20 protein-coding genes are annotated in these 25,063 nt (G+C 61.7%); 6 read left to right on the top strand and 14 right to left on the bottom strand.

Annotated features, from left to right (window positions below; translation table 11 throughout):
* Window positions 1-50: 50 nt before the first annotated feature.
* Window positions 51-938, top strand: a complete 888-nt coding sequence (locus BN1724_RS11940) for an AzlC family ABC transporter permease (RefSeq protein WP_231928249.1) — start codon at window positions 51-53, stop codon at window positions 936-938.
* The gene (locus tag BN1724_RS11935; protein WP_058235545.1) at window positions 935-1,246 is read left to right on the top strand and encodes an AzlD domain-containing protein; all 312 of its coding nucleotides are present in this window, start codon (window positions 935-937) and stop codon (window positions 1,244-1,246) included. Before BN1724_RS11940 ends, BN1724_RS11935 begins: the two co-directional genes overlap by 4 nt.
* 76 nt (window positions 1,247-1,322) lie before the next feature.
* Here the strand turns inward: BN1724_RS11935 and BN1724_RS11930 are convergent, their stop codons facing one another.
* The 6 genes from BN1724_RS11930 to BN1724_RS11905 all read right to left on the bottom strand — a co-directional run bounded on the left by BN1724_RS11930 (window position 1,323) and on the right by BN1724_RS11905 (window position 8,157).
* Window positions 1,323-1,814: a hypothetical protein gene (locus BN1724_RS11930; RefSeq protein WP_058236010.1), complete on the bottom strand. Its 492-nt coding sequence runs from the start codon at window positions 1,812-1,814 to the stop codon at window positions 1,323-1,325.
* A gap of 146 nt (window positions 1,815-1,960) precedes the next feature.
* Window positions 1,961-2,719, bottom strand: coding sequence for a 4-hydroxy-tetrahydrodipicolinate reductase (dapB, locus tag BN1724_RS11925; protein ID WP_058235544.1), 759 nt, complete (start codon window positions 2,717-2,719; stop codon window positions 1,961-1,963).
* 132 nt (window positions 2,720-2,851) lie between these two features.
* Complete coding sequence (locus tag BN1724_RS11920) at window positions 2,852-4,198, bottom strand: M16 family metallopeptidase (protein WP_058235543.1); 1,347 nt, start codon at window positions 4,196-4,198, stop codon at window positions 2,852-2,854.
* Between the two features lie 6 nt (window positions 4,199-4,204).
* Window positions 4,205-6,472 (bottom strand): polyribonucleotide nucleotidyltransferase, encoded by a 2,268-nt coding sequence (locus BN1724_RS11915; protein WP_058235542.1) that lies wholly within the window; start codon window positions 6,470-6,472, stop codon window positions 4,205-4,207.
* Between the two features lie 233 nt (window positions 6,473-6,705).
* A complete protein-coding gene (gene rpsO / locus BN1724_RS11910; RefSeq protein WP_058235541.1) occupies window positions 6,706-6,975 on the bottom strand; it encodes a 30S ribosomal protein S15 in 270 nt (89 codons plus the stop codon).
* A 171-nt stretch (window positions 6,976-7,146) separates the two neighbouring features.
* On the bottom strand, window positions 7,147-8,157 hold the full coding sequence (locus tag BN1724_RS11905) for a bifunctional riboflavin kinase/FAD synthetase (protein ID WP_058235540.1): 1,011 nt from the start codon (window positions 8,155-8,157) through the stop codon (window positions 7,147-7,149).
* Between the two features lie 286 nt (window positions 8,158-8,443).
* On the opposite strand from BN1724_RS11905, the gene BN1724_RS11900 reads away from it, so the two are divergent.
* Window positions 8,444-9,958, top strand: coding sequence for a L,D-transpeptidase family protein (locus BN1724_RS11900; protein WP_058235539.1), 1,515 nt, complete (start codon window positions 8,444-8,446; stop codon window positions 9,956-9,958).
* 206 nt (window positions 9,959-10,164) lie between these two features.
* Here the strand turns inward: BN1724_RS11900 and truB are convergent, their stop codons facing one another.
* From truB to BN1724_RS11870, 7 genes are all read right to left on the bottom strand, one after another.
* Window positions 10,165-11,088 (bottom strand): tRNA pseudouridine(55) synthase TruB, encoded by a 924-nt coding sequence (truB, locus tag BN1724_RS11895; RefSeq protein WP_231928298.1) that lies wholly within the window; start codon window positions 11,086-11,088, stop codon window positions 10,165-10,167.
* A 74-nt stretch (window positions 11,089-11,162) separates the two neighbouring features.
* Entirely contained in the window at window positions 11,163-11,654 is a 492-nt protein-coding gene (gene rbfA, locus BN1724_RS11890; protein ID WP_058235538.1) for a 30S ribosome-binding factor RbfA, read from the bottom strand.
* 169 nt (window positions 11,655-11,823) lie between these two features.
* Window positions 11,824-12,987: a TRM11 family SAM-dependent methyltransferase gene (locus tag BN1724_RS11885; protein ID WP_058235537.1), complete on the bottom strand. Its 1,164-nt coding sequence runs from the start codon at window positions 12,985-12,987 to the stop codon at window positions 11,824-11,826.
* Between the two features lie 156 nt (window positions 12,988-13,143).
* Complete coding sequence (gene infB / locus BN1724_RS11880) at window positions 13,144-16,176, bottom strand: translation initiation factor IF-2 (RefSeq protein ID WP_058235536.1); 3,033 nt, start codon at window positions 16,174-16,176, stop codon at window positions 13,144-13,146.
* A 118-nt stretch (window positions 16,177-16,294) separates the two neighbouring features.
* Entirely contained in the window at window positions 16,295-16,540 is a 246-nt protein-coding gene (locus BN1724_RS12765; RefSeq protein ID WP_197671828.1) for a YlxR family protein, read from the bottom strand.
* A gap of 254 nt (window positions 16,541-16,794) precedes the next feature.
* Window positions 16,795-17,772, bottom strand: a complete 978-nt coding sequence (nusA, locus tag BN1724_RS11875) for a transcription termination factor NusA (protein ID WP_058235535.1) — start codon at window positions 17,770-17,772, stop codon at window positions 16,795-16,797.
* Complete coding sequence (locus tag BN1724_RS11870; protein WP_058235534.1) at window positions 17,772-18,626, bottom strand: ribosome maturation factor RimP; 855 nt, start codon at window positions 18,624-18,626, stop codon at window positions 17,772-17,774. The genes nusA and BN1724_RS11870 overlap by 1 nt, the downstream gene beginning before the upstream one ends.
* A gap of 188 nt (window positions 18,627-18,814) precedes the next feature.
* On the opposite strand from BN1724_RS11870, the gene BN1724_RS11865 reads away from it, so the two are divergent.
* A complete protein-coding gene (locus BN1724_RS11865) occupies window positions 18,815-19,897 on the top strand; it encodes a DUF4439 domain-containing protein (RefSeq protein ID WP_172797131.1) in 1,083 nt (360 codons plus the stop codon).
* Between the two features lie 283 nt (window positions 19,898-20,180).
* On the opposite strand, the gene BN1724_RS11860 is transcribed toward BN1724_RS11865, so the two are convergent.
* Entirely contained in the window at window positions 20,181-21,944 is a 1,764-nt protein-coding gene (locus BN1724_RS11860; protein ID WP_058235532.1) for a proline--tRNA ligase, read from the bottom strand.
* A gap of 428 nt (window positions 21,945-22,372) precedes the next feature.
* Between BN1724_RS11860 and BN1724_RS11855 the strand changes: the two genes are divergently transcribed.
* Window positions 22,373-24,040 carry a type 2 periplasmic-binding domain-containing protein gene (locus BN1724_RS11855; RefSeq protein ID WP_058235531.1) on the top strand — a complete coding sequence of 556 codons (1,668 nt, stop codon included), beginning with the start codon at window positions 22,373-22,375 and terminating at the stop codon, window positions 24,038-24,040.
* 140 nt (window positions 24,041-24,180) lie between these two features.
* Entirely contained in the window at window positions 24,181-25,062 is an 882-nt protein-coding gene (locus BN1724_RS11850) for an ABC transporter permease (RefSeq protein ID WP_231928248.1), read from the top strand.
* The last annotated feature ends 1 nt before the right edge of the window (window position 25,063 follow it).

Raw genomic sequence — 25,063 nt, 5'->3', positions numbered from 1 at the left:
AGGGCCGGGATTGTCGCCTGTAGCGTCGATCACGATATGGTCTGGATGCCATGTCCACGCCTGCTCCCCCTCCCGATCCTGCCGCTGCGTCCATGCCTCCGCAGCCTGCTTGTGCGCAGCCTGATTGTGCACCGCAACCCGAACCTTTGGCGCAACCCGAGCCCGTACCCACGCCGGAGCCTGAAACAGCGCTAAGGCCTGAGCCTGCGCCGGGGCCCGAGCCCACAACTACACTCAACACCGCCGGTCACGTACGTGCGGCTCGTCGCCAAGGATTCACAATCGGGGTCGCAACCGGCCTGTACGGGATCTCATTCGGGGCGTTAGCGGTTACGTCAGGGCTCACTCTCACACAGACCATGGCGATGTCGCTGATCCTCTTTTCCGGCGGTTCCCAATTCGCATTCATCGGTGTGATCAGTGCCGGAGGAGCGTTCCTGAGCGCCGGGCTCGCGGCCCTATTACTCGGGGTGCGCAATACTCTCTACGCGATGGCGCTTACGCGGTTTTTGAACCTGCGGGGCCTGACCAAACTACTCGGGGCACTCTTTACCATCGACGAATCAGTGGCCACCTCGGCTGCGCAGACCGACCCGACAGCGAGCCGCGCCGGGTTCTGGTCAGCCGGGTTATGGGTGTATGTCTGGTGGAACCTGATGACTCTCGTCGGTGCCTTGCTCGGCAATCTGCTCGGAGAGCCCCGGGCCTACGGGCTGGACGCTGCGGCAGCCGCGGCCTTCCTCGGCCTGCTATGGCCACGGTTAAAGAACAAGGACACGATCGCACTCGCGGGTGCCGCCGCATTCATTGCGCTGATCACCACCCCTATGCTGCCCGCAGGGATTCCTATTTTGTGCGCGGCCCTGGTGGGAGTCGTCTGGGTATGGCGTACGCCTCGCACCTCTGATCAGGCCGAAACTCGGGAGGTTTCGGCATGATTCTTTGGGTTGCCGTGATAGCAACGTCGCTCGGGTGCTACGGGTTAAAACTCGCAGGCTACTTGATTCCCGGGTCTATACTGTCCCATCCCCGGATCGACCGAATCCTGGGAATATTGCCCCTGGTCCTGTTGTCTGCTTTGCTGGCGACACAGACATTTGCCGATGGCCAACGCCTCGTGATTGACGCCCGGGTGGCTGGGGTTATTGTCGCTGGAATTCTGCTGTGGCGTCGCGCGCCGTTCATCGTGGCGGTGGCGGCTGCCGCGGTGGTTGCTGCCGTAATTCGTCTGCTGGGCTGGGGATAAACACGTCAACCCGTATCTCGCAGCGACACCCCATCATCCGGCAAGGCCAGGTGGCACGGCGTTATAAAGACCCCAGCTATCCGCGGGTTTCCCCGCGGTTTTCTCGTGCACAGCGCACGGCACGGCGCACGCTAGCGCGGGCTTCACGACGGTCTCCCGCAGCATCGTAGGCCAAAGCCAGGCGTAGCCAGCGCCGCCAATCGGTATCGTCCGCTAGCGTTTCTTCGCGGCGAGCAGCGAACACCTCTTCGGCTGCAGCTTTATCAATGCGCCCGTTAGAAGTGCGGTCCGGCTCCGGGGGCAGGCCGCCCTCGTCCGCAAGCCTTCGCATCAAAGCAGCTGCCTGCATACCAAAACGAACTTCCCGCCACGTCACCCAGATCGTGAGGGCCAAGAACGCGGTCACGGCGGCAGCAAGACCCCACCCGACCACGCCTCCGGCCCGTAAGAATCCGTACGCGATCCAAGCGAGCGCCCACGCGTACAGCACCGTGAGCGCAAGCAAGAAAACCACGACCACTAGGTCGCGGACCCGGGTTGGTGATCCCCGGGGACGGGTGCTCAGCATCCCCTCTGACGTTGATGATTCATCTGTCGCAGACGATGCCTCCGAGATCGGCGGGGTTTGAGGCGCCGAAAATTCCCGGGGGTTCGGCGCTTCGCCGGAGCTTGGCGGTCCCTTTGTCAACCGGCGAGCAGGCGGATCTGACTCCATCAACCGAGGTCCATGTACTGGTCGAGTCCAACGGTCAGACCGGGGCGCGAACCGACTTCGCGCACGGCAAGCAGCACGCCGGGCATGAAACTCACTCGATCAAAGGAATCGTGTCGGATCGTCAGTTGCTCCCCGGGTGCCCCGAACAGAACTTCCTGGTGGGCCACTAGGCCCCGCAGACGCACCGCATGCACATGAATACCATCGACCATCGCACCGCGCGCACCATCAAGGCCGCTGGCTGTAGCGTCCGGAACCGGGTCGAGCCCGGCGTTGCGGCGAGCCTGGGCAATACCCTGTGCGGTGTGCCGGGCGGTGCCAGAGGGTGCATCCACTTTCTGGGGGTGATGCAGCTCAATCACTTCGGCGCTCTCGTAGTATTTCGCCGCGATTTCGCTAAACCGCATGGCCAAAACCGCCCCGAGTGCGAAATTCGGTGCGATTAGAACACCCACGCCCGGGCGTTTTTCGAGTGCTTCATGCACGTCAGCGAGGTCATCCTCGGTCCAGCCGGTCGTCCCGACCACAGCGTGTATTCCATGCTCGATGGCCCACAGCACGTTGGCTTTAGTTTCGGATGGAATCGTGAAGTCAACCATGACCTGGGCGCCGTTGTCCGCCGCGAGATGACGTTCTTCGGGCACGGACACGCGGGCAACCAGGTCGATGTCATCGGCGCTTTCAATGGCGCGGACGGTCTCTGAGCCCATGCGCCCGTCAGAGCCAAACACTGCCACGGAAAGTGAGCCTCGGGTCATCGCGTAATCTCCTCAGTGTGCGTTCAGATGGTCGGCGGGGTGACGACCTCTAGCCTACGGGCAGAGAGGAACACGGCCCGCCCGACCCGGCCTACGCGGTCGTCGATCCGGCCAGGGATCGTAACTCGCAGGCTATTCGTAGGAGGGGCCGACTGTGACCCGGGTATCGATGGCGTCATGCAGTCGGCCAGCGAGCGCTTGCACCTGGCCCCCAGTTACCGCATCAATTTTTTCCACTGATTCGTCCACGCTGCTATAGCGTCCGTGGACCAGTTCAGAGACACCGAGCCGCGCCATTCGTGAGGATGTGTCTTCGAGACCGAGAACTAGCGAACCGGTGATCTGACCGCGCGCCCGGCGCAGTTCCGCTTCGGTGACACCCTGGTGGGCAAGCTGCGCGAGTTCACCTCGCATCACGTCTTCTACCTGACGCACTCGGTCGGGCCGGCAAGCGGCATACATTCCGAACACGCCAGCGTCGCGGTAGGACGACGAGAAGGAATAGACGCTGTAGGCGAGTCCTCGCTGTTCACGTACTGATTGGAACAGGCGAGAGGACATGCCTCCGCCGAAAATCGTCTGCAATACCGACAGCGTGTGACGATCTGAACTGGTGACGGTGGGGCCAGATCCGCCGAGGAATAGGTGGATCTGTTCGGTGTCCCGCACGAGCTTACGGCCTTTGGCCTGCGCCGTAGTTGCCGCTAATCGTGCTCCCGAATCGAACGGGTTATCTGGAATTGGACGCCGGGCGGCGGGAAGGGCACCGGCGGATAGATCCCAGCCTCCGGCGCGCAAAGCCTCTTGGACGCGCTCAGCTAATTCGGCGTGGTTGACATCGCCGACGGCGGTCACTACAAGGTTTGATGGCACGTAGTGGCGACGGTAATGCTCGTGCACGCTGTCGCGCGCTAGCGCGTTGATGGTGTCCGGGTTGCCTCCGACAGGACGTCCGAGCGGAGTTGGTCCGAGCACGTCCGCAAGGAAGATTTCGTGCCCAATATCCGTGGGGTCATCTTGCGCCATGGCGAGCTCTTCAAGAATCACCTCACGCTCGGTTGCGAAAGCATCGCGATCTAAGACGGAGGAGGTCACCATGTCCACCAGCACGTCTAAGGCGCTCGGGAGGTCTGAGCTGCGTACCCGGCCGTAATAGCAGGTGTGTTCTTTAGCGGTAACCGCGTTGGTTTCGCCGCCGATTTCATCGAATGCTTCGGCGATATCGCGGGCGGTGCGCCGCTTCGTTCCCTTAAACAGCAGGTGTTCTAGGAAGTGGGTGCTGCCGGCGTGCTCGTCGAGTTCGTCGCGGGAGCCGACGGGTAGCCACAATCCGAGACTTACAGATCCGACGGTCGGGTCGTATTCGGTGAGCAGACGAACCCCGCCGGGCAGAACACTGCGACGCACGCATGCGCCGCCGTCCTGCCCGGCGAGGATGAGATCAGTGCTGCTCCCGTCGACCGGTAGATCGACAGGCATAGGGGATCACTCCGCGGATGAGGTGCCCGCGCCCGTGGCGGAGGCTTCGCTCGGAGCTGCTCCCGGCTCGTCAACCACTGCCGCGAGCGAGATCTTGCCGCGGGCGTCGATTTCTTTGATCTCGACTTCGATCTTTTGACCGACCGAGGCGACGTCCTCAACGGACTCCACGCGCTTACCGCCGTTGAGCTTGCGCAGCTGGGTGACGTGCAGCAGGCCGTCTTTGCCCGGGGTGAGCGAGACGAACACGCCGAAGTCGACCACGCGCACCACGGTGCCGAGGTAGCGTTCGCCCACTTCCGGAACCATCGGGTTGGCGATCGCGTTGATGGCGCTGCGGGCGGCCTCTGCGGCGGGCCCGTTGGTGGCACCGATGTAGACGGTGCCGTCGTCTTCGATGGTGATGTCGGTGCCGGTGTCGTCCTGGATCTGGTTGATCATCTGACCCTTGGGGCCGATCACCGCGCCGATCTTGTCCACCGGGATGGTGATGGCGATGACGCGCGGAGCATTCGGGCTCATCTCGTCGGGAACGTCGATGGCTTCCTGTAGGACCGACAGGATGTGCAACCGGGCTTCGCGAGCCTGGGTGAGGGCGCCGGCCAGCACGGAGGCGGGGATGCCGTCGAGCTTGGTGTCCAGCTGGATCGCGGTGACGAACTCCTTGGTTCCGGCGACTTTGAAGTCCATATCGCCGAAGGCATCTTCTGCGCCCAGGATGTCGGTCAGGGCCGCGTACCGGGTTTCGCCGTCAACGGTGTCAGAGATCAGACCCATGGCGATGCCTGCCACGGGTGCGCGCAGCGGCACACCAGCGTTGAGCAGTGACAGGGTTGATGCGCAGACTGACCCCATGGAGGTGGAACCGTTGGATCCAAGGGCTTCGGAGACCTGGCGGATGGCGTATGGGAACTCTTCCCGGCTCGGCAGCACTGGAACCAGTGCGCGTTCGGCCAGCATGCCGTGGCCGATTTCGCGGCGCTTCGGGGAGCCAACGCGCCCGGTTTCGCCGGTGGAGAATGGCGGGAAGTTGTAGTGGTGGATGTAGCGCTTGTGGCGGGTGGGTGAAAGCGAATCCAGCTGCTGCTCCATCTTGAGCATGTTCAGGGTGGTCACACCCAGAATCTGGGTTTCGCCGCGTTCAAACAGCGCGGAGCCGTGCACGCGCGGAATGATATCGACCTCAGCGGACAGCTGGCGGATGTCTTTCAGGCCGCGACCGTCGATCCGCTTTCCTTCGGTGAGCACCCTCTGGCGCACAACTTTCTTGGTGAGCGCTCGGAAGGCCCCGGAGATCTCCTTGTCGCGTTCGGGAAGACGCTCAGCGAGTTCCTCCTTGACAGCGGCGAGCAGCTCTTCCGTTTTGGTCTCGCGTTCCTGCTTGGCGGCAATGGACATCACCTCGCGCAGACGCTCGGTAGCAACCTCTTCGACCGCGGCGTAGGCGTCATCGGCGTAATCCAAGAACAACGGGAATTCACGCACCGGCTTCGCAGCTTTGGCGGCGAGTTCTTTTTGCGCTTCGCACAGGGTGCGGATGAACACCTTCGCGGCTTCCAGGCCCTCGGCGACAACTTCTTCGGTGGGGGCGATGACGCCCTGGTCCTTGATCAGAGTCCAGGCGTTGTCGGTGGCTTCTGCCTCGACCATCATGATCGCGACATCGTCATGACCTTCCTGATCGCTGACGATTCGCCCTGCGACCACCATGGAGAACACAGCTTCTTTCAGCTGGTTGAAGGTGGGGAAGGCGATCCATTGTCCGCCCTTGGCGGTGGGCATTAACGCGATGCGTACGCCACCGATTGGACCGGAGAACGGCAGTCCGGAAATCTGGGTGGATGCGGAGGCACCGTTGATGCCGACCACATCGTAGGCGTCCTCGGGAGCCGAAGCCATCACGGTGAGCACGACCTGGACCTCGTTGCGCAGCCCCTTGACGAAGGCAGGGCGCAGCGGACGGTCGGTTAGGCGCGCGGCGAGGATGGCATCGGTGCCGGGGCGGCCTTCACGGCGGAAGAATGAGCCGGGGATCCGGCCTGCGGCATACATCCGCTCTTCGACGTCGACGGTCAGCGGGAAGAAGTCGAAGTGTTCTTTCGGCTGGCTGGACACAGCCGTGGCCGAGAGAATCATGGTGTTCTCGTCGAGGTAGACGGCCACGCAGCCCGCAGCCTGCTGAGCGAGGCGTCCGGTTTCAAAGCGGACGGTGCGCCGTCCGAATGAGCCGTTGTCAATAACAGCGGTGGTTGAAGTGATTTCAGGACCTTCCACAGGTCTCTCCTTTAGTCAGTCGGTGGGGCGCTCCTGCGCCTCCGGGTGGTCGGCACGTTCAGGTGCCGTGCGATCGCCCGGGACCGGCCTTCGAGAGAAACCCACGGGGCGCTATACGTCCCGGAGGCCACTGCCGAGGACCGAACCGTCGGGTGCCGCAAAGGTCATCCCGGGCCCAGGCCCGGGAATGAAGCCGCCGCCCGACCTCAGTGAAGTTGGGCGGCGGCACAAGATCAACGGCGCAGGCCGAGTCGCTGAATCAGCGAACGGTAACGCTCGATATCGACGTCCTGCAGGTACTGCAGGAGGCGCTTACGCTGACCCACCAGAAGCATCAGGCCACGACGGCTGTGGTGGTCGTGCTTGTGGGTCTTCAGGTGCTCGGTCAGGTATTTAATCCTGTGGGATAGAAGCGCAACCTGAACCTCGGGCGAACCGGTGTCGCCCTCGCTCGTCGCGTATTCCTTGATGATGGCCTGCTTGGTGGCAGTATCAAAGGCCACTGGTTCTCCTTCACGGGTCGTTGCGCGGCGCACCGGGGCTGGTTCTCCCGGGCTCTGTGGTCGGCGGTGGATTGTGCGTGTGCTCACCTGCTGCCGGATCGCAATCCGACGCGAGAGACACGACCGTATCCACCGCACTCCGCGGCCGATCTGACGGCAACCTAGAGCCTATCAGTCAGTCACCACACTGCGGAGTTCATGCACCTCAAGCGTGCGCCGAGTCACGTCTAAATCGCGGCGCATTTGAGCAACTAATTCTTCAACGGTGTCAAACCTCACCGTTTCGCGCTGACGGGCGACAAACTCAATGCGCACCACGTCGCCGTACAGGTCCAGATCGTGGGAGCCGTGAACATATGCCTCGACGGTGCGGGCGGCCTCCCCGTCATCCTGGAAGGTGGGGTTGGTGCCGATGGAGATGGTGCACGGCGCGCCTGCGAGCGGAGCGACCCCGCGATGGTGGGCGGCCTGCCGCACCACCGATAAATACCCGGCGTAGACGCCGTCGAGCGGAACTAGTCCTTCGGGCGCAGGCCCGAGGTTTGCGGTCGGGAAGCCCAGGGCGCGTCCGCGCGCAAATCCATGGTGAACGGTGTCGGACACACTGTGCAGCCGCCCGAGGGCTTCAGCCGCAATTTCCACATCGCCGCAGCCGAGCGCTGAGCGGATGAGCGTAGATGACAGCCGCCCGCCCGTGCCGGGGGCGAGATCTTCAGCCACATGGACGTCAAAACCATAGGTTTGACCCAGTGAGCGCATGGTCTGGACATCACCCTCATTGCCCCGACCAAAACGGGAGTCCGCCCCCATCACAATTGCCTTCATACCCAACCCCTCGACCAGGAGTGAGCGCACAAAATCTTCTGCGCTGTGGCGCGCGAAAGCACGGGTGAATTCGATGTCGAGCACCCCGCGCATCCCAGCCAGAACCAGTAACCGGTTGCGTTCGGACATGGAGGTAATCAGCGCGGGGCCTTTACCGGGCGCCATCACATGGCGAGGGTGGGGCCAGAAGGTTAACGCTACCGGGGCTAGCCCATTAGCGTCGGCACACCGGGCTAGCTGGGAGAGAATATGCTGGTGACCGCGGTGAACCCCGTCAAAGTTACCAATGGCAACGGCAGTGGGTCCAAGATCTGCGGGGACGTCTTCGAGGCGTCTCCAGATGGGTCGTGCGGACACAGTCGTGAGCCTTCTTCCTCGCGGGTATTCGCGCGAACGCTGACGGAGCGTGACAAGTTCTTCGTGCGCCACTGTATGCCACCTCGTCCCCACACGGATGAACGCACCCGAATATGACGTTTCCGCCGACCTGGTCTCGCGCATTGCGTCAGGTATCACCCCCCAGTTTGTACGACATTCCTTCATCTACCTCGCGGTTTCCAGTAACCTGGAACAGTGCCCCAGTGGAGGGGCTCCCTTCAGCTCAGTCCGGCCTCATGGCCGCGCTCACAGAATGCGATGGTAGATGTCAGATTTGACTCAATTCTCTCCGAGACTTGGTCGCGGGGCCAACCGATCCCGCTCAGGGCGGCGAATTCTGTTGATCGTCCTCGCCGCGATAGTGGTGCTCGGCCTCATCACTGCCGGGGGCGCTTTCGCCTACGCAAAAACCTATGACAATCGAGCCTTGCCCGGCACAACCATCGCCGGTATAGATGTTGGCGGGATGTCCCGCCAAGAAATCACCGCTGCCGTGACTAAACGAGCAGCTTCTGTCAAGGTGACCGTCACATCGAGTGAAGAGCAGCGCCAAGTCTCCTTAAAGGATGCAGGTATCACCATTGATGCTGCTGCCACCGCAAATAAGGCTGTTGACCACGGCAATGGCCCGCTGGATGTTATTTCGGCTCGTCTCGGTAGCTCTCACACTGTCGCCCCGGTCGTGACTCACGATCGCAAGGTCACGGACGCCTTCGCGTCGTCGCTCGTTCCTGAAGGGCGCAAACAGCCCGTCGACGCCACGGTTGTTTTCGATCAAAACAGCAAGCAGTGGACTGTGCAGCCCGGTCAGCCTGGCCAGGGCATCGACACCAACGCGATGACCTCTGACCTTACGAAGAACGCGACGGCTCTGAAGAACTTCACTCTCACTCAGAAGATTTCTGAAGTTCAGCCTCGCATTACCGACGACGCGGCTCAGCAGGCTCTCACCCGTGCCCAGAGCATTATGGAGGCGCCTGTCACCATCTCCAGCGGGAAGAATACGTGGGATGCTCCCGCGCAGGATCGCGCTCGCTGGATTTCTATGCAGGCCAATGAGCAGGGCGGGCTCGATGTCGTCGTCGATAAAGGCGCTGTTCGTTCTTATGTGTCGTCGCTGGCCAGCAAGGTTGAGGTGACTCCGAAGAACGGCATCGAGCAGGTCGATGGCAACGGCACGGTCGTAAAGGTTATTTCCGAGAAGGTCGATGGCGCCAAAGTGTCCAATCTGGACACGGTTGTTCAAGGCCTGACCACTGCGGTGACTGACGCTAAGCCGTACAAAGGCGCGTTAGAGACCACTCCGGTGCCCGCGAAGGTCACCCAAGCAAAGCTTCCAAACCCCGCCGAAGCGGGGGCACAGCCCGCTCCGGCTGGCCCTGATAAGTCGCAAGAGAAGTGGATTGATATCGATCTTTCGCGAAAGACGTTGACGGCGTACGTTGGCGATACTCCGGTGTTCGGTCCGCGCAAGATCATCGATGGTTTGGGCTCTCACGGCTATGGAACCGTGACCGGGTCGTTCAAGATCTACCTGCGTTACGAAAAGCAGGACATGACCAACGGCCCCAGGGTGCCTAAGAACGATCCGCGCTACTACTACACGGAGGATGTCCCCTACGTGCAGTACTTCAAGGGCGGGTACGCGATCCACGGCGCCTACTGGCGTTCCTCCTTCGGTTACTCCGGCTCCCACGGCTGCATCAACATGTCGGTTGCTGACGCAAAATGGATGTACAACTGGGCTTCGTTGGGGACCCGCGTTGAGGTGCACTACTGAGTTGTCGAGTTGTCAGGTGGGCGTGTTGCCCACGGTTCACGGACCTGGTAACGCGCCCACCTGATGGCCAATAATCAGCTAAACCAGCAGTAATCAGCGAAACTAGTTGCCGTTGAACAGCACGTGAGCTGCCAATAAACAAAAGATCGGGCTCGGAACCATGCAATGGTTCCGAGCCCGATCTTCGTGTGGGTGCGTATCCGGCGTTACGTTTGAGCATCGACGGGAATGACGAGCAGAGGTCGCAAAGAACCTCGGACCGTCTTCATCCCGCTTATGGCATCCACCGATTGAGAGCGCGCTTTCCCGCCCGCAGTCACAATGGCAACCAGTTTGCCGTCGTCATCGAGCGCCGCTATCTCGGGCACCGATGCATCTTTGACGCGGGACTGCGTTTCCGTGCGCTTTATAGGCGACAGATCAACCTCGGGCCGTTTACCGTGTCCGAGGTCTCGCGCGATCTCCGCGCTCACCCTGAGCGACGGCATCACCATTGAGGCGGCTTTGCCAAGCCCCAACCCGACCAGGTGCTTGTCGTCATCCCCCCGAGGAGGTGGAAGCACTGCATCAGATACTGAAAACGGACCAACATGTGTGCGACGCAGGGCGGTGAGATGTCCGCCGACACCGAGATTTGCCCCCAGGTCACGCGCGAGGGCCCGGATATAGGTTCCGCTGCTGCACTCCACCACCACGTCAATGTCGTAAAACCCGTCATCGTGCCGAGCCTGACCGACGGTCTCGAATCGGTGAATCACCACTGGCCGAGCCGCGAGCTTCACCTCTTCCCCGGCACGGGCGCGAGCGTACGCGCGTTGTCCATTGACCTTGATCGCTGAGACGCTACTGGGCACCTGCTGGATTTCACCGCGCAAGGTGTCAATGGCGTTCTCCACTGCCTCACTGGTCAGGTGCCCGGTGGACGCCTGATCTGCAATGAGAGTTCCCTCGGCATCATCAGTGGTGGTCGCCTGGCCGAGCCTGATCGTCGCCGTATAGGTTTTGGGCAGACCCACCAGGTATGTCAGCAGGCGGGTCCCCTGCCCGATCCCGACCAGCAACAAGCCGGTCGCCATGGGGTCCAAGGTGCCGGCGTGGCCAACTTTCTTGGTGCCGGCGACCCGGCGCATTCGACCTACCACGTCGTGGCTGGTCCATTCACCGGGTTTGTCGATCAGAATGAGACTATGCGATGGTTCGACGCTCACGGGAGCCGCGGAGCCTTCGCAGCGTCGGCATCTGCCGCACCGTCTTCCGATAACAGCTCATCCTCATCCTCGGAAGGCACCCGGTAGGGATCAGCATCCCCTGCGTACTGGGCACCTTCGCGAGAACGCTGCAACTCCTGGTCGCGCTGCCTCGCTTCGTTCAGGAGCTCAGCGATGTGCTGAGCGTTTTCGGGGATCGCGTCGGCGATGAACTCAAGGGTCGGGGTGAGCCGCACCCCGGTTTGGCGTCCCACTTCGCTGCGCAGCATTCCGGTGGCGCTTGCCAGCGCGGCCGCGGTATCTCGCCGTTCCTCATCGGACCCAAACACGGTGTAGAAAACCGTGGCATGCTGCAAATCGCCGCTCACTCGCACATCGGTAATCGTCACAAACCCGAGCCGGGGATCTTTCACACGCTTTTCAAGAGTCTGAGCAACGATCACCTTAATACGATCGGCGAGGCGTCGTGCGCGGGCGTGGTCTGTCATGACCTGTCCTTTCATCAGTGCCCGGGGTGGGCACGGCCGGTGTCGTCACTGAGAACATATTGAGCGGATGCCGGTGCGAACTTCTGCGACCCGCAGCTTGGCACTCTGCGACCCTTCGATCTGCAGGAGCATAGTGGGCGGATGCGTACGGCGCAGATAAGTGATCTGCTCATGGGGTCTCCGGGGCCGAGGGGTGGTCGGTGCGCACCGCGATCACAATGTTGCGGTCGATGGATGCATCGACCCGGTGCCGAAAGCGCCCTGTCTCCCCCACCGGACGCAGTCCGTGCCGAGTGAGCACGGCGTGAACATCCCTATGCGCAGCGGTATGCAGGTTCACGGCCAGTCCTAGTGCTCCGCCCCGGCGCAGCAGCGTCCGCCACACGGGAAGCGCCTCATCCAGCAGATCCAGCGGTTTGCGATTCCAGCGGCTGGTGTTCGGCTGGGACATTGTGGTTGCTCTGGTTGAGCCTGGTTGAGCGGCGCTGCCGCCATGCGCTCCATGCTGAACACCGTAGGGCAGGTCCGCAATAATCGCATCCATTTTTCCTGCTGGCAACCATCGCCCCAATTCAGTTGTGCTGCACCCGAAATAGGTGAGGGACTGAGTCTGGCCCGCTTTCCACGCAGCTTTATCGGGGGCAAAAGACACATCTAACCGTGACCCCAATACTTTGCGCTGGTGCGTCAGCCGCGTGGTGTCGGCGGTATGTTTCATGCGCTGGCTGCGCAGCCAGGTCACAAGAAACGTTCGGTACGCCTCGAAGTCTTTGCGGTCAATATCTGCTCCGAGTGGGCTGAGCCCTAGGCGCAGCGCAAGGTTCAAGGTGGTGCCTCGCCCGCACATGGGGTCCAAGACTCGTAGCCGCCGAGCCGCGAGATCCTGAGGACGGTCAGTGGCAGCTGCGGTTACATTCAGCAGCAGGTGCGTGAACTGTTCATTAGTTTTCCCGGGGTATTTCTGCTGAGTGACGAGTTCGCTCGGATGTATTTCTGCTGCATCGCGCTCGATCGGTGTCAGTGTGGGCAGCGTGCCCTGTCCCTGGGATTCGCGACGAAACAGCGCGTAGGTGCCGGATAGATTCGATAGCGCGTGTCGAAGGTTTCCCGGCGATGTCGAATTGGGTTCTAACCCGGAGCGCGAGGTAGCGTCCCCTCCCACGCCCACTCGCAGATAGTTAATTCCTGCGATCTCGACGAGGTCAACAGCCGCCGTGAGCTCAGGGACCTGGGCGCGGATAACGGCGGTTGCTTCAGCCAGCGCCAAGGTAGGGGCAGCCTGCGCGTAGACCCGGTTGTGCGAGGGGGCGAGCAATACCAGGTATTCCGTCATTGCGAGCCTCCTTATCTGCGACACCGGTTTCTCGATAACACCGGCTTCTCTACGGCAGTGGTGGCCGCCGAATCCGCTTGGATACGACGGCCACCTTTCACTGCGACGTCTGTTCCCGCGCTATGAGCTCATGAGCTGGAGCGCGGGCCGACGGTTTTACTTCTTGTGATCGTTCTTCTGCTCGCGCGGCTTCTCACGCATTTCATACGTGGTGATGAGGTCTTCAAGCTGTAGATCGTTGAACGATCCGAGGTTGATACCGCATTCGTAGCCTTCGCGCACTTCGGTGACATCGTCTTTGAAACGACGCAGACCAGCGATTTCCAGTCCTTCGGTGACAACCACGCCGCGCCGCGTAATGCGGGCTTTCGCGCCGCGCCGGATTTCGCCGCTGCGGACGATGGAGCCAGCGATGTTGCCGAACTTGGAGGAGCGGAAGATTTCGCGGATCTCAGCGCTGCCGAGTTCGATCTCTTCGTACTCAGGTTTGAGCATGCCGGTCAAAGCTTGCTCCACCTCGTCGATGGCCTGGTAGATCACCGAGTAGTACTTGATCTCGACGCCTTCGCGGTCCGCATATTCAGCGTTTTGGCCTTCGGCCCGGACGTTGAAGCCAACGATCACTGCGTCGGACGCCATCGCAAGGTTGATGTTGTTCATCGTGATGGCACCCACGCCGCGGTCGATGATCCGCAGCTGGACTTCTTCGCCGACATCGATCTGCAGCAGAGCCTCTTCCAGGGCTTCCACCGAACCGGAGGCATCGCCCTTGAGGATGAGGTTGAGCGTTTCGACCTTGCCAGCGGCCATCGCCTGGTTGATATCTTCCAGGCTGATGCGCTTGCGGGAGCGAGCGAACTGTGCGGCACGCTTCGCAGCCTCGCGTTTTTCGGCGATCTGGCGAGCAGTGCGCTCATCGCGAGCCACCAGGAAGCTGTCACCAGCGCCTGGAACCGAGGTGAGACCGAGCACCTGCACCGGGCGAGCCGGGCCTGCCTCGGAGACCGGGGTGCCGTTTTCGTCCAGCATGGCGCGGACACGGCCATGGCCGGTGCCGCACACAATCGCGTCACCAACGTGCAACATGCCCTGTTCAACCAGAACAGTTGCCACCGGGCCGCGGCCACGGTCGAGGTTGGCTTCAATGGCCACACCGCGGGCGTCCTTATTCGGGTTAGCGCGCAGCTCGAGAGCGGCGTCTGCGGTCAACAGGACCGCTTCCAGCAGGCTGTCGATGTTCAGGTTCTCGCGGGCGGACACGTCGACGAACATGACGTCGCCGCCGTATTCCTCCGCCACCAGGTTGTACTCGGTCAGCTGCTGACGGATCTTGTCCGGGTTGGCGTCGGGCTTATCGATCTTGTTGACCGCCACCACAATCGGCACGTCTGCGGCTTGGGCGTGGTTAATGGCCTCAACCGTCTGAGGCATCACGCCGTCGTCGGCCGCGACCACCAGGATCGCGATGTCCGTGACCTTGGCGCCACGGGCACGCATGGCGGTAAACGCCTCGTGACCGGGGGTGTCGATGAACGTAATGGCGCGGTCGGCACCTTCATGCTCAACAACCACCTGGTAGGCGCCAATGTGCTGGGTGATGCCGCCAGCCTCACCGGAGACCACATTCGCGTTCCGGATGGCATCCAACAGGCGGGTTTTACCGTGGTCGACGTGACCCATCACAGTGACCACGGGCGGGCGGGGCAGGCGATCAGCGTCGTCTTCCTCGGCCTGTTCAGCCTCAAGGTCGATGTCGAACTGCTCCAGCAGCTCGCGTTCCTCGTCTTCTGGCGAGACGATCTCGATCTTGTAACCGAGTTCATCACCGAGCAGAACAAAGGTGTCTTCGTCCAGGGACTGCGTGGCGGTTGCCATTTGTCCCAGGTGGAACAGTACGGTGACCAGCGATGCGGGGTTGACGTCGATACGGTCAGCGAAGTCCGAGAGCGAGGCTCCGCGCCGCAAACGAATAGGCGTGTTGCCATCGCCGCGAGGAATGCTGACGCCGCCCGGTGCGGGGGCGTTCATCTGTTCAAATTCCTGCCGCTTCGCGCGCTTGGACTTGCGTGAACGAGCGGGCTTGCCGCCGCGTCCGAACGCTCCCTGGGTGCCGCCGCGACCACCACGGCCACCGCCACCGCCTGGGCGTCCGGCGAATCCGCCACCGGGGCCACCGGAGCGCGGGCCGCCTCCGCCAGCGCCTCCACGGCCACCGCCGCGGTTGCCGGGACGGGCGCCCCGGTTACCGGCCTGCGAGTCGTTAAGTCCGCCGTGGGCGTGCTGCTGCATCATGGCCGGGTTGGGCCGAGGCATTCCGGGACGCGGCCCACCCGGACGGGGTGCGCCTTCGCGGTTGCCACCCTGGGGACGACCTTCGCCCTGGCCGCCATCGCGCCGCTGAGGACGCGGGCCACCGGGCCGGGGCATACCCTGGCTGGTCGCGAACGGGTTATTGCCCGGACGCGGACCTCCCTGGCCGCCATCGCGCCGCTGAGGACGCGGGCCACCGGGCCGGGGCATACCCTGGCTGGTCGCGAACGGGTTATTCCCGGGACGCGGTGCGCCTTCCCGGGCACGCGAGGTGGTGCCGGGAGCCTGCCCTGGTTTCGGTGCCGGGCGCGGAGGCCGCGGAGTCTGCGCAGGCTTTGCGTCTGCGGGCTTTGCACCGGTCTGCGCTGCGGAGTCCTGAGCGTTTTGCGGCGCGGTCGCTTTCTTGGCTGCTTCGGCAGGCTTGGGTGCTGCCGGACGCTGGGGGCCGGGCCGGGCCGCAGACGGGCGCGCGAACGTTCCCGGCTTCGCAGTCGGGGCCTTGTCCTCGGTCGCATCCGGGGTCTTCGCGGGGGCCGCTGAGGGCCGGGGCGCCGCGGCGCGTGGGCCGGGTGCGGGTGGCACCGATCCCGCCGGTTTCGGCGCGGCCGGTTTCTTCGCCTCGGTCTGGGCCGCAGGCTTGTCAGGCTTCGAGGTATTCGGGGCTGGAGTGGGGCCGTTCTTATCGGCAGCGCCAGCCTTATCTGATGCTCCCGTATCTTCGGGGGCGGGGAAAGCATTGCGTAGGCGGCGGGCTACCGGCGCCTCAATCGTTGAGGATGCCGAGCGCACGAACTCGCCCATATCCCGCAATTTCTGCAGGACGACCTTGCTTGGTTGTCCGAGCTCTTTAGCAAGCTCATGGACGCGGACCTTAGCCACATTTCTCCTGTCTCGGTCCGGCCGACAGAAGGGCGCGGACCATTAGTGCCTCTGGGTGCTCATGCTCGAGTACTCATCGGATGTCCATTGGTTCTACCCGCTTCCAGGTGATCTTCCATTAACACTGTTCTCGCACGTCAGCGAGGGCGGAATCGTCTACCGCGCGCCGGAAAGCGCGCGCAAACGCCCCTCGGGTCCGGGCCAGTTTGAGGCAGTGCGGGTTCGGATGAATCCACGCGCCCCTCCCCGACTTTCGGCGATGCAGGTCGTATTCCACGCAGCCCTCAGGGGCGACGATTCGGAGCAGATCGCCGACAGAACACCTCTGACGGCAACCCACGCAGGTGCGTTGAGGATCCGACATGGCACGCATGCCTGCAACCTCCCACCGCTACTGCGTCACAACCCGCACAGCCCTCCAGCAACACCCCGCGGATGACCATCACATTGAGGTGTAAGCGAACGCTCACAACCGCAATGCAGTCAGTGCATTACAAGGCCTTGGCCGGAGAAACGGCACGAGAACAGCTTGTCCAGTCTATCGGACGCATCATCAGTGCGCTGGATAAGGTGGTCCAGCGCACGATGAGATCGCTCACGTCGCAGCGTCAGCGCAGGTCAGGATGGAGATGACTGCCGATCGGGTCGGATATCGATCTTCCAACCGGTCAGCTTTGCCGCGAGCCGCGCATTCTGGCCTTCTTTCCCGATCGCGAGAGAGAACTGACCTTCTGGTACCAGTACCCGCGCTGACCGCGACACTTCATCAAGCACCGTGACCGAGGAGACTCGCGCCGGGGACAGCGCATTTCCCACGTACACGGTGGGGTCCTCATCAAAGTCGACGATGTCGATTTTTTCGCCGCCGAGTTCATTCATGACAGCCCGCACCCGCGCACCCATCGGGCCGATGCATGCACCTTTGGCATTCAGCCCCGGAACTGTCGAACGCACCGCCATTTTGGTTCGATGACCAGCTTCGCGTGCCAGAGCCACAATCTCGACACTGCCATCGGTCACTTCAGGGACTTCGAGCGCAAACAGCCGACGCACCAGGTTGGGATGGGAACGGGAGAGCGTGATGGCCGGGCCCTTCATCCCGCGCCGAGCCTCCACCACATAGGCCCGAAGCCGCCGACCGTGCGTGTATTCCTCATTTGGAACCTGCTCGTGGGGCGGAAGCACGGCTTCCACAGACCCAAGGTCCACGTGCACCATGCGCGGATCTTTGCCCTGTTGCACCACTCCGGAGACGATGTCATCCGCTTTACCGGAAAACTCGCCGAGCACCGCTTCGTCTTCTAGCTCGCGGATGCGCTGGAAAATAACCTGCCGCGCGGTGGAGGCGGCAACGCGCCCAAATCCAGCCGGGGTGTCATCCCACTCATGGATGACTTCGCCGTTCTCGTCCATTTCCTGAGCGAAAACCGCAACCCGCCCGGACTTCGGGTCAATCTCCACCCGTGCATTTCGCGCAGCCTGATCGGTGTGATGGTATGCCACGAGCAGTGCCTGCTGAATCGCGTCCAGCAGCACCGGCAAGCTGATATCTCGCTCACGCTCCAGCGCTCGTAATGCCCCCAAGTCAATGTCCATTATCCGTCCCTTTCCTCAGTCTGTGCGGCCACCGGCTCGGATGCTGCCTCATCTTCGGTGTTCGCCATCGCCGACGCTTCGATTGTCTGTATGTCCTTGTCCATCCCGAGCAGTTCTTCCTCCGATAACGGGGAGAACTCCAGCTCGATCCGACCGGATCGCACCTCGGAAAGCGAAATTGTGAGCATAGGCGATGTCTTACCCATGCGTCGATTCTTTGCCGCAGACCCTGATGTCCCGGACTGGGAGTCGGTGGCCTCCCGAGCGTCTTTCAGGTGCAATGTGAAATCCTGCGGCGCATTTGCCGTCTCAGACGCTCCCGCCTCAGACGCTCCCGCCTCGGATACTCCAGCTATCTCGGGCGCATCTGCTGCTTCGGCGGCATTTGCCAGATCGGTTGCGCTTGCCGCTTTGGCTGCACCCGCGACAGGGGTGAGCGTGAGCAAGCGCCCGATCACCCTGCGACCATCGGCAAGGTCCAAGGCGACGAGACGCTTACGGGCCCGACGAAAGTGCCGCGGGGAGGTGAGGGGCCGGTCAGCACCGGGGGTCGTCACCTCTAGGAGGTATGCACCGCCTCCGGTGAGGTCATCGCGGTCGTCCAGAAAAGTCGAAATAGCTCGAGACGCTTCGGCGACCGCGTCCAAATCGGCGCTGCCAAGGTGGTCCTCAGGAAGGTCCACCACAATTTGCAAGCGGTTGCGATTGCCTGCCCGGCTCATCGCAACATCGTCAATCACGAGCCCGTGCTCTGCGACCACCGGCCCCACAGCAGCCGCTATCCGCTGCCCAGCAGATGCCGACATCGCCGCCGACGTCGGCGCTGCCAAACCATCCCGACTTATTTCGCTCATCGCCTATGCGCCCTCCTGTTTGCCGTCCATTTATCCTTCAGACCGCGCTCAGGCTCACCCGACAGCTCCTCAGCGCGCTTCGCGGACGCGATGACCGCGATGAGATGCGCCTCATTCACCTGCCGAATTCACCCGCCGAAAGGCCTTTCAGTCCTCGTCCTACTCTATCCCGTGTCAGAATCAAGGGCGTGCCTCACCGGTCTGTCCATCGCGGCCCTGCCGCCACCCCAGCTCACGCTGCCTCACCGCTTTCCCGTCGGTACCTCGTAAAAAGGACAGTAACTCTCGGTCTGTTCGGACTCGGTATCGCAGGATCGAGCCTGGTGGGCCTGAGCGCCTGCGGCTTGCGTATCGGACAGCCCGCCAGCTACACACCACCTGCCCCGGGCATCGATGAGCTGTTCCGCAACAAAATGCTCGGGTTGGTATCCGCTCTTGACGACGCGACCGGGCCCAACGGATCAAAAATCAAAACTGTTGCCCCCGCCCAAGGCGTGCTGTCTGCGCTCAGCTCCGCCCTGTCAGTCCAGCGCGGAGCCTTATTGACCGGGGCCGAAACCGAGCGGGTCAAGGCTGGACAGAAGGTCACCGGAACGACCCCAAGCCCGGGCATAGCCTCTGGCCCAGACGGTGTGCTCGAGGCTTTGGTGCGCATTCGTGACCTTGCTGCTGATGGCGCCCAAGTGTGTTCTGGTTCGCTGACCCGGCTACTGGTGTCCATCGGTGCATTCCACACCTGGGCAGCGACCGCGTTCGGCCGCCACATCGGGGCCACGGTGCCCCCTGCCCGTCCTGCGTCAGCGCTGCGCCCGACCGAGCCGGTCAAAGCTCACGATGTCGTGAGCATCGGCACCCAAGAGCAGTACGCTGCGGCATTGCGCACCGTGCAGCGTTCCCGATGGGAAGCGGCCTATGCGATGGAAGTTCTTGCCGCGCGCCCCTCGCAGGCACCATCACGTGGAGCCTGGGTGCGCGCTGCGGCTGAACATCGCACCCAAGCTGTCGAACTTGGGAAACAGCTCGCTGGGTTGGGGCAGGCGCCGGTTACCCAAGAGCCGGCGTACCGTCTGCCGTCGCAGCCATTAAATGCGGCTGATGAAGCGGCCCTTCCCCGGTTAATCGCAGAGAATTTGCTTTCCGGTTATGTGGAATTGGCCGCAGCTGCTCCGCTTTCGGCGCGCGCCGTTCCCACGGCGACCGCTCTCGCGCAGGGTGAGAAACTCGGTTCACTCACCGACACTTTGGCGCCTCTGCCCGGCGTGACGGTGTAGCTGGGGCGATGCTCCTACTTCGTTGGAGCATCGCCATCCAGGCAGCATCAAGTTACGGCGCTTTACACCCAAATTAGATTTTTTAGCGGAAACTTACTGTGTGCTCAAATCTGCACGATCAATCTGGGGCTAAACCCGGTGCCAACGCAGTAACTGCCCGGGCCCGAAGTGCCGACGGACTGGCTACCCGGGCCCGAAGTGCCGCCGCACTGGTTGCCCGGGCCCGAAGTGTCGACGCACTGGTTACCCGGCCCCGAAATGCCGACGCCCGGGCAGTCAGGATTCAGCCTTCAATATCGGCCCGAACCTCGGCAAGTGCCTGGTCAACCGGAACCTGCCGCGACTCCAAGGTGCGGCGGTCTTTAATCTCAACCATCCCGTCGGCCAATCCCTTCCCGACGATCAGCAGGGTCGGCACACCGATTAGTTCAGCATCCTTGAACTTCACACCCGGCGACACTTTCAGCCGATCGTCGTACAGCACGGTGAAGCCCTGGGCTTCGAGCTTGCCCGCAAGGTCCTCAGCTGTGCGGAACACCTCGGAATCTTTGCCGGTGGCCACAATGTGAACGTCGGCAGGAGCCAGGCTCCTGGGCCACATCAACCCCCGCTCATCGTGCTGGCTTTCAGCAATGGCGGCCAGCGCCCGGGAGATACCGATACCGTAGGAACCCATCGTCACTGTGACCTGCTGGCCGTTCTGGTTCAAGACTTTCAGATCAAGCGCATCGGCATACTTCCGACCGAGCTGGAAGATATGCCCGATCTCGATGCCTCGGGCGAGTTCAAGCGGGCCGGACCCGTCTGGGGCCGGATCACCTGCTCGGACCTCCGCCGCCTCGATGGTGCCATCTGCCACGAAGTCACGCCCGTACACCAGGTCATAGACGTGCTTGTCTTTCTCGCCCGCGCCCGCAACCCACACGGTGCCCGGCACCACCCGGGGGTCAACGAGATAGCGAATGCCGCTTTCCCCTTTCTCACCGAGTCCAGCCGGGCCGATGTACCCCTTGGCGAGCGTGTCAGTGGCGTCGAAATCTTCGTCGGTAAACGGCAGCGCCTCGGCTGGTTCCACAGACGCCGCCAGACGCTTTTCGTCAACTTCACGATCACCCGGAATCGCGATCACCAGCGGTTCTTTTCGCCCATCCGGGTAATGCAGCATGTAGACAAGGTGCTTAAGCATCTCGTAGCGGGTCCACGGCTTGCTCTCGCGCACAAAATTCTGGTTGGAAAAGTCCACCAGCGCCTGAATGGTCGATGCTCCAGGTGTTGCTTCGACATGGGCAGCCGGAAGAGCGGCGATCTCCTCCGGACTCAACGGCTCCGGCGGGACGGTCGTGACCGCTTCCACATTGGCCGCATACCCACCGGCTGACCGCACGAACGTGTCCTCTCCGATCTCAATCGGGTGCAGAAATTCTTCTGAGCGGGAGCCACCCATCGCGCCTGAGGTCGCGGCACAGATCACGAAATCGAGGCCGAGCCGCTTAAAGATCCGCTGATACACGATGCGATGCGCTTCATACGAGGCTTTAAGCCCCTCGTCGTCAATGTCGAAGGAATATGAATCCTTCATCACGAATTCACGGCCGCGCAGCAGGCCCGCGCGCGGGCGGGCCTCGTCGCGGTACTTGGTCTGGATCTGGTAAATCGACAGCGGCAGATCCTTATAGGAGGAATATAGATCTTTCACCGTCAGGGTGAACATTTCTTCGTGGGTTGGGCCGAGCAGCATGTCCGCGCCCTTGCGATCAGCCAGGCGGAACAGGTTCGCCCCGTATTCAGTCCACCTCCCGGTGCGTTCATACGGTTCCCGCGGAAGCAGAGTCGGGAACTGGAGCTCCGAAGCGATGGTGTCCATTTCTTCGCGCACAATGGCTTCAATGCGGCGCAGCACGCGCAGACCGAGCGGAAGCCACGTGTAAATACCGGGCGCGGCACGGCGAATATAACCCGCTCGCAGCAGCAGCCTGTGGCTCGCCACCTCGGCATCGGCCGGATCCTCGCGCAGAGTGCGCAGGAAGTACGTGGACATACGGAGCATCGGGCTGGCCTCCTGGGTTATACGAATAGACACGCTCATGCTATACATCGCCGCTGCATGGCGTCGCATCGATTGTTCTTCCACCTGGCACGGTGACTGCCTCGGGGCGCATGGATGGGCCCGGTACCACCCACCCGCCGCTCCCATGCCGGCTCGCATCTCCGTGGAGCGACGCATCTCCCCCACTCGACCAGGATGCTCATGATTGCGCATTGGAGCCCTTGAAACACCAGAAACAATCATGACCAAATTTTTACGAGCAGTCTACCTTTCCCAGCGTTCCACCCGATTACTGTCAAGGGACATAACCGCACAAGGTCGTCGCTCGCGTCGCTAACACTCGGTTCGTGTCAGCAACCTTCCCGATGGATGCGCCACGGGAGCCGACCGTCATTACAAGTTGTTCGCTTCGACATAGAGGTCATCCGATGGACGCGACATCCCTACCCACCCCACACCTCAGCCGCCGCAATCTTTTTGCTGCAGCCGGCGCCTCCGCCGCCACCGTAGCCTTGGCAAGCTGCGGCGGGGACGACGTCTCGCAGCCTAAGCGCGACGCGACCGAGTTCGTACCGCCCAAGACAATTGAGCCCAAGCCCGTCGAAGGGCTCATCACCAGCGATGTAGCCGGTGTTGCACCCATGATGATTGGGTCTCCGAGAACCTACTACAAAGCGGTGTCCGAACCACCCGCCAAAGGCGGCACGCTGTCCACCTTCCAGATCCTCTGGGGAGCGCCCGTCCCCGAGCGATCAAAGAACAAAGTGTGGCAGGAACTCGAAAAGCAGCTTGGCGTCAACGAGCTCAAAGCCACTATGGTTCCCTACGCCTCCTTTAACGACAAGCTCGCTACGACGCTAGCCAGTGGCGACTTGCCAGACATGATCTATCTCGACGACACCAACGCCAATGCCGCTCGCGCCATCAGCGACGGAGCCTTCGTTGCCCTCAACCAGTATCTAGAAGGCGACCTGATTAAGAAGTACCCAAATCTGGCCACCACTCCTCAAGAGGCCTGGGTAAATTCCCATAAAAACGGAACGATCTACGGCATTCCTCAGCCGGCGGCGGCCATCGATTGGTTCCCCGTGATCCGCAAGGACGCGATGAAACAGATCGGCATGAACGACGTGCCTCACAATGGGCACGAATTGCGCGACATGCTGGTTGAGTTCGCCAAACTTGGAACATTAGGCGGACGCCAAGTCTGGGCCGTCGGCGGAGTGGACCCCTCAATTTTTGAACCCATCCATAAGATCGGCCCCACCTTCCAGGTGAAAGACGGCAAGGTCATCACCAAGTTCGACCTCCCCGAGTATGAAGAACACCTAAAATACGTGGCTGACCTGTGGACCAATAAAGTATTCCATCCGGACGCGCTAGGCCACGTCGATCCAGAACTGTTCGCCCAAGGGCAACAGCTGTTCTACTCCGCATCATTCGCCGGCTACTACTGGCTTCCGGACCAGGGACGCATCAACCTCGTGAAGAGGGCCGTCCCCAGCGCGGAGGTCGTACACTTTGTCATTCCTGCTCTGGACGGTGGACCCGGAACCTTCGTGCGCAACAAGGGTTACGGCGCCATCGTCGGGTTCTCACGGGACAAGGCGAAGAGCAAGGACCGCATCGAAGAACTGCTGCGCATCGCGAACTACTACCGTTCACCGTTTGGCTCCGAAGAAGCCAAGTTCCTTCAATACGGTATTGAGGGACGCCAATATAAAGTCGGCCCTCATAATGAAATTGAGCCGATTGAAAATGCGCCTGCTGAAGGCCATATCACCTACTCAGGTCTGCTTCAGAACCCAGTCAATTCACTGCCCGTCATCAATAAAGATCTCTCGGACAATGTCCGGTCAACGATTGAAGGCATGGTCAAAGCGAGCGAACCAGACAAGCTCGGCAGGATCCTAAACGAGCAGCTCACCAAAAACAAGACCCGGTTGGATGAGATTCAAAAGGATTTCTTCAACGGCATGATATCGGGACGGCGTCCGCTCACGGATATCAAGAAGTTCCGCGAAACCTACCGCAGCAGCGGCGGGCAAGCGGTTATCGACGAGTACCAAAAACAGCTCGACAAGGCCGGTAAATGAGCGCCTCAAACACATCGGGCGACACCTACTCCGCGGTGACCGCGGATAAAGCACCCACGTCTGGCCGCAAAGAAGAGGGAGTGATCACTCTCTCATCAGGACAACCCCTCATCCGGCGCAAGCGCTCCCTATGGAGGCGAATGTACCGCGAGCGCGGCACGTACTTCTTCATCGTCCCGGGGCTAATATTCTTCCTGGTGTTCGCCTACGTGCCGATGCTCGGCAACATCGTCGCCTTCCAAGATTATTCGCCATACCTCGGCATCACCGGGTCGCGGTTCGTAGGTTTCGACAACTTCGTGGCAATCTTCAACGATCCGGAAGTTATCAACGCACTAGTCAACACGTTGATCATTTCTGCGCTGCAGATTGTCTTCGCGTTCCCCGCCCCGATCCTGTTGGCCCTGTTCCTCAACTCGCTGCTTTCAGATCGAGTCAAACGCGCCATTCAGACCATCGTCTATCTGCCGCACTTCATCTCCTGGGTGGTTGTCATCTCCATCTGGCAAAAGATCTTGGGCGGCGCAGGTCTGGTCTCCCAGGTCTTTGAACGCATCGGTCTGGATTCCGTCAACATTATGGCGAACCCCGATACGTTCAAGATTCTGGTAACTGCCCAGATCATTTGGAAAGACATCGGCTGGGGAACGATCATCTTCTTCGCAGCAATCGCCGCGATCCCCACCGAACTATACGAAGCAGCTGCGGTTGATGGAGCAGGCGCATGGCGCCGCATGTGGAGCATTACCCTGCCCGGCATGTTGCCAGTGATCTCGATCCTGCTGATCCTCACCGTCGGCAACACGCTTTCAGTGGGCTTCGAGCAGCTGCTACTTCAGCAACCAGCTGTTGGTGCAGCCGCAGCTCAAGTGTTGGATACCTTCGTCTACTTCAGAGGCATAGCCGGCGGGGACTGGGGAATCTCAACCGCCGCCGGCTTACTCAAGGGAGTGATCGCCACGATATTGGTGTTAGGAGCCAACTGGCTCGCCAAACGAATGGGTGGAGAGGGAGTGATCTGAT

The organism is Devriesea agamarum, assembly GCF_900070355.1.
Taxonomy (GTDB): domain Bacteria; phylum Actinomycetota; class Actinomycetes; order Actinomycetales; family Dermabacteraceae; genus Devriesea; species Devriesea agamarum.
Note: the sequence above shows the minus strand (reverse complement) of the source record. Positions and strands in the feature narration are given on the sequence as shown.

Bases quoted from the DNA above. Each gene is read 5' to 3' on its own strand.
- BN1724_RS11855 (WP_058235531.1), top strand. From the start codon at position 22,373: ATGGACGCGACATCCCTACCCACCCCACACCTCAGCCGCCGCAATCTT.
- nusA (WP_058235535.1), bottom strand. From the start codon at position 17,772: ATGGACATTGACTTGGGGGCATTACGAGCGCTGGAGCGTGAGCGAGAT.
- truB (WP_231928298.1), bottom strand. From the start codon at position 11,088: ATGCGCCGGGTCGCCGGCACCAAGAAAGTTGGCCACGCCGGCACCTTG.
- BN1724_RS11860 (WP_058235532.1), bottom strand. From the start codon at position 21,944: ATGCTCCGTATGTCCACGTACTTCCTGCGCACTCTGCGCGAGGATCCG.
- rbfA (WP_058235538.1), bottom strand. From the start codon at position 11,654: ATGACAGACCACGCCCGCGCACGACGCCTCGCCGATCGTATTAAGGTG.
- BN1724_RS11870 (WP_058235534.1), bottom strand. From the start codon at position 18,626: ATGAGCGAAATAAGTCGGGATGGTTTGGCAGCGCCGACGTCGGCGGCG.
- BN1724_RS11850 (WP_231928248.1), top strand. From the start codon at position 24,181: ATGTACCGCGAGCGCGGCACGTACTTCTTCATCGTCCCGGGGCTAATA.
- BN1724_RS12765 (WP_197671828.1), bottom strand. From the start codon at position 16,540: ATGTCGGATCCTCAACGCACCTGCGTGGGTTGCCGTCAGAGGTGTTCT.
- BN1724_RS11940 (WP_231928249.1), top strand. From the start codon at position 51: ATGTCCACGCCTGCTCCCCCTCCCGATCCTGCCGCTGCGTCCATGCCT.
- BN1724_RS11930 (WP_058236010.1), bottom strand. From the start codon at position 1,814: ATGCTGAGCACCCGTCCCCGGGGATCACCAACCCGGGTCCGCGACCTA.
- BN1724_RS11900 (WP_058235539.1), top strand. From the start codon at position 8,444: ATGTCAGATTTGACTCAATTCTCTCCGAGACTTGGTCGCGGGGCCAAC.
- BN1724_RS11885 (WP_058235537.1), bottom strand. From the start codon at position 12,987: ATGACGGAATACCTGGTATTGCTCGCCCCCTCGCACAACCGGGTCTAC.
- BN1724_RS11935 (WP_058235545.1), top strand. From the start codon at position 935: ATGATTCTTTGGGTTGCCGTGATAGCAACGTCGCTCGGGTGCTACGGG.
- BN1724_RS11920 (WP_058235543.1), bottom strand. From the start codon at position 4,198: ATGCCTGTCGATCTACCGGTCGACGGGAGCAGCACTGATCTCATCCTC.
- dapB (WP_058235544.1), bottom strand. From the start codon at position 2,719: ATGACCCGAGGCTCACTTTCCGTGGCAGTGTTTGGCTCTGACGGGCGC.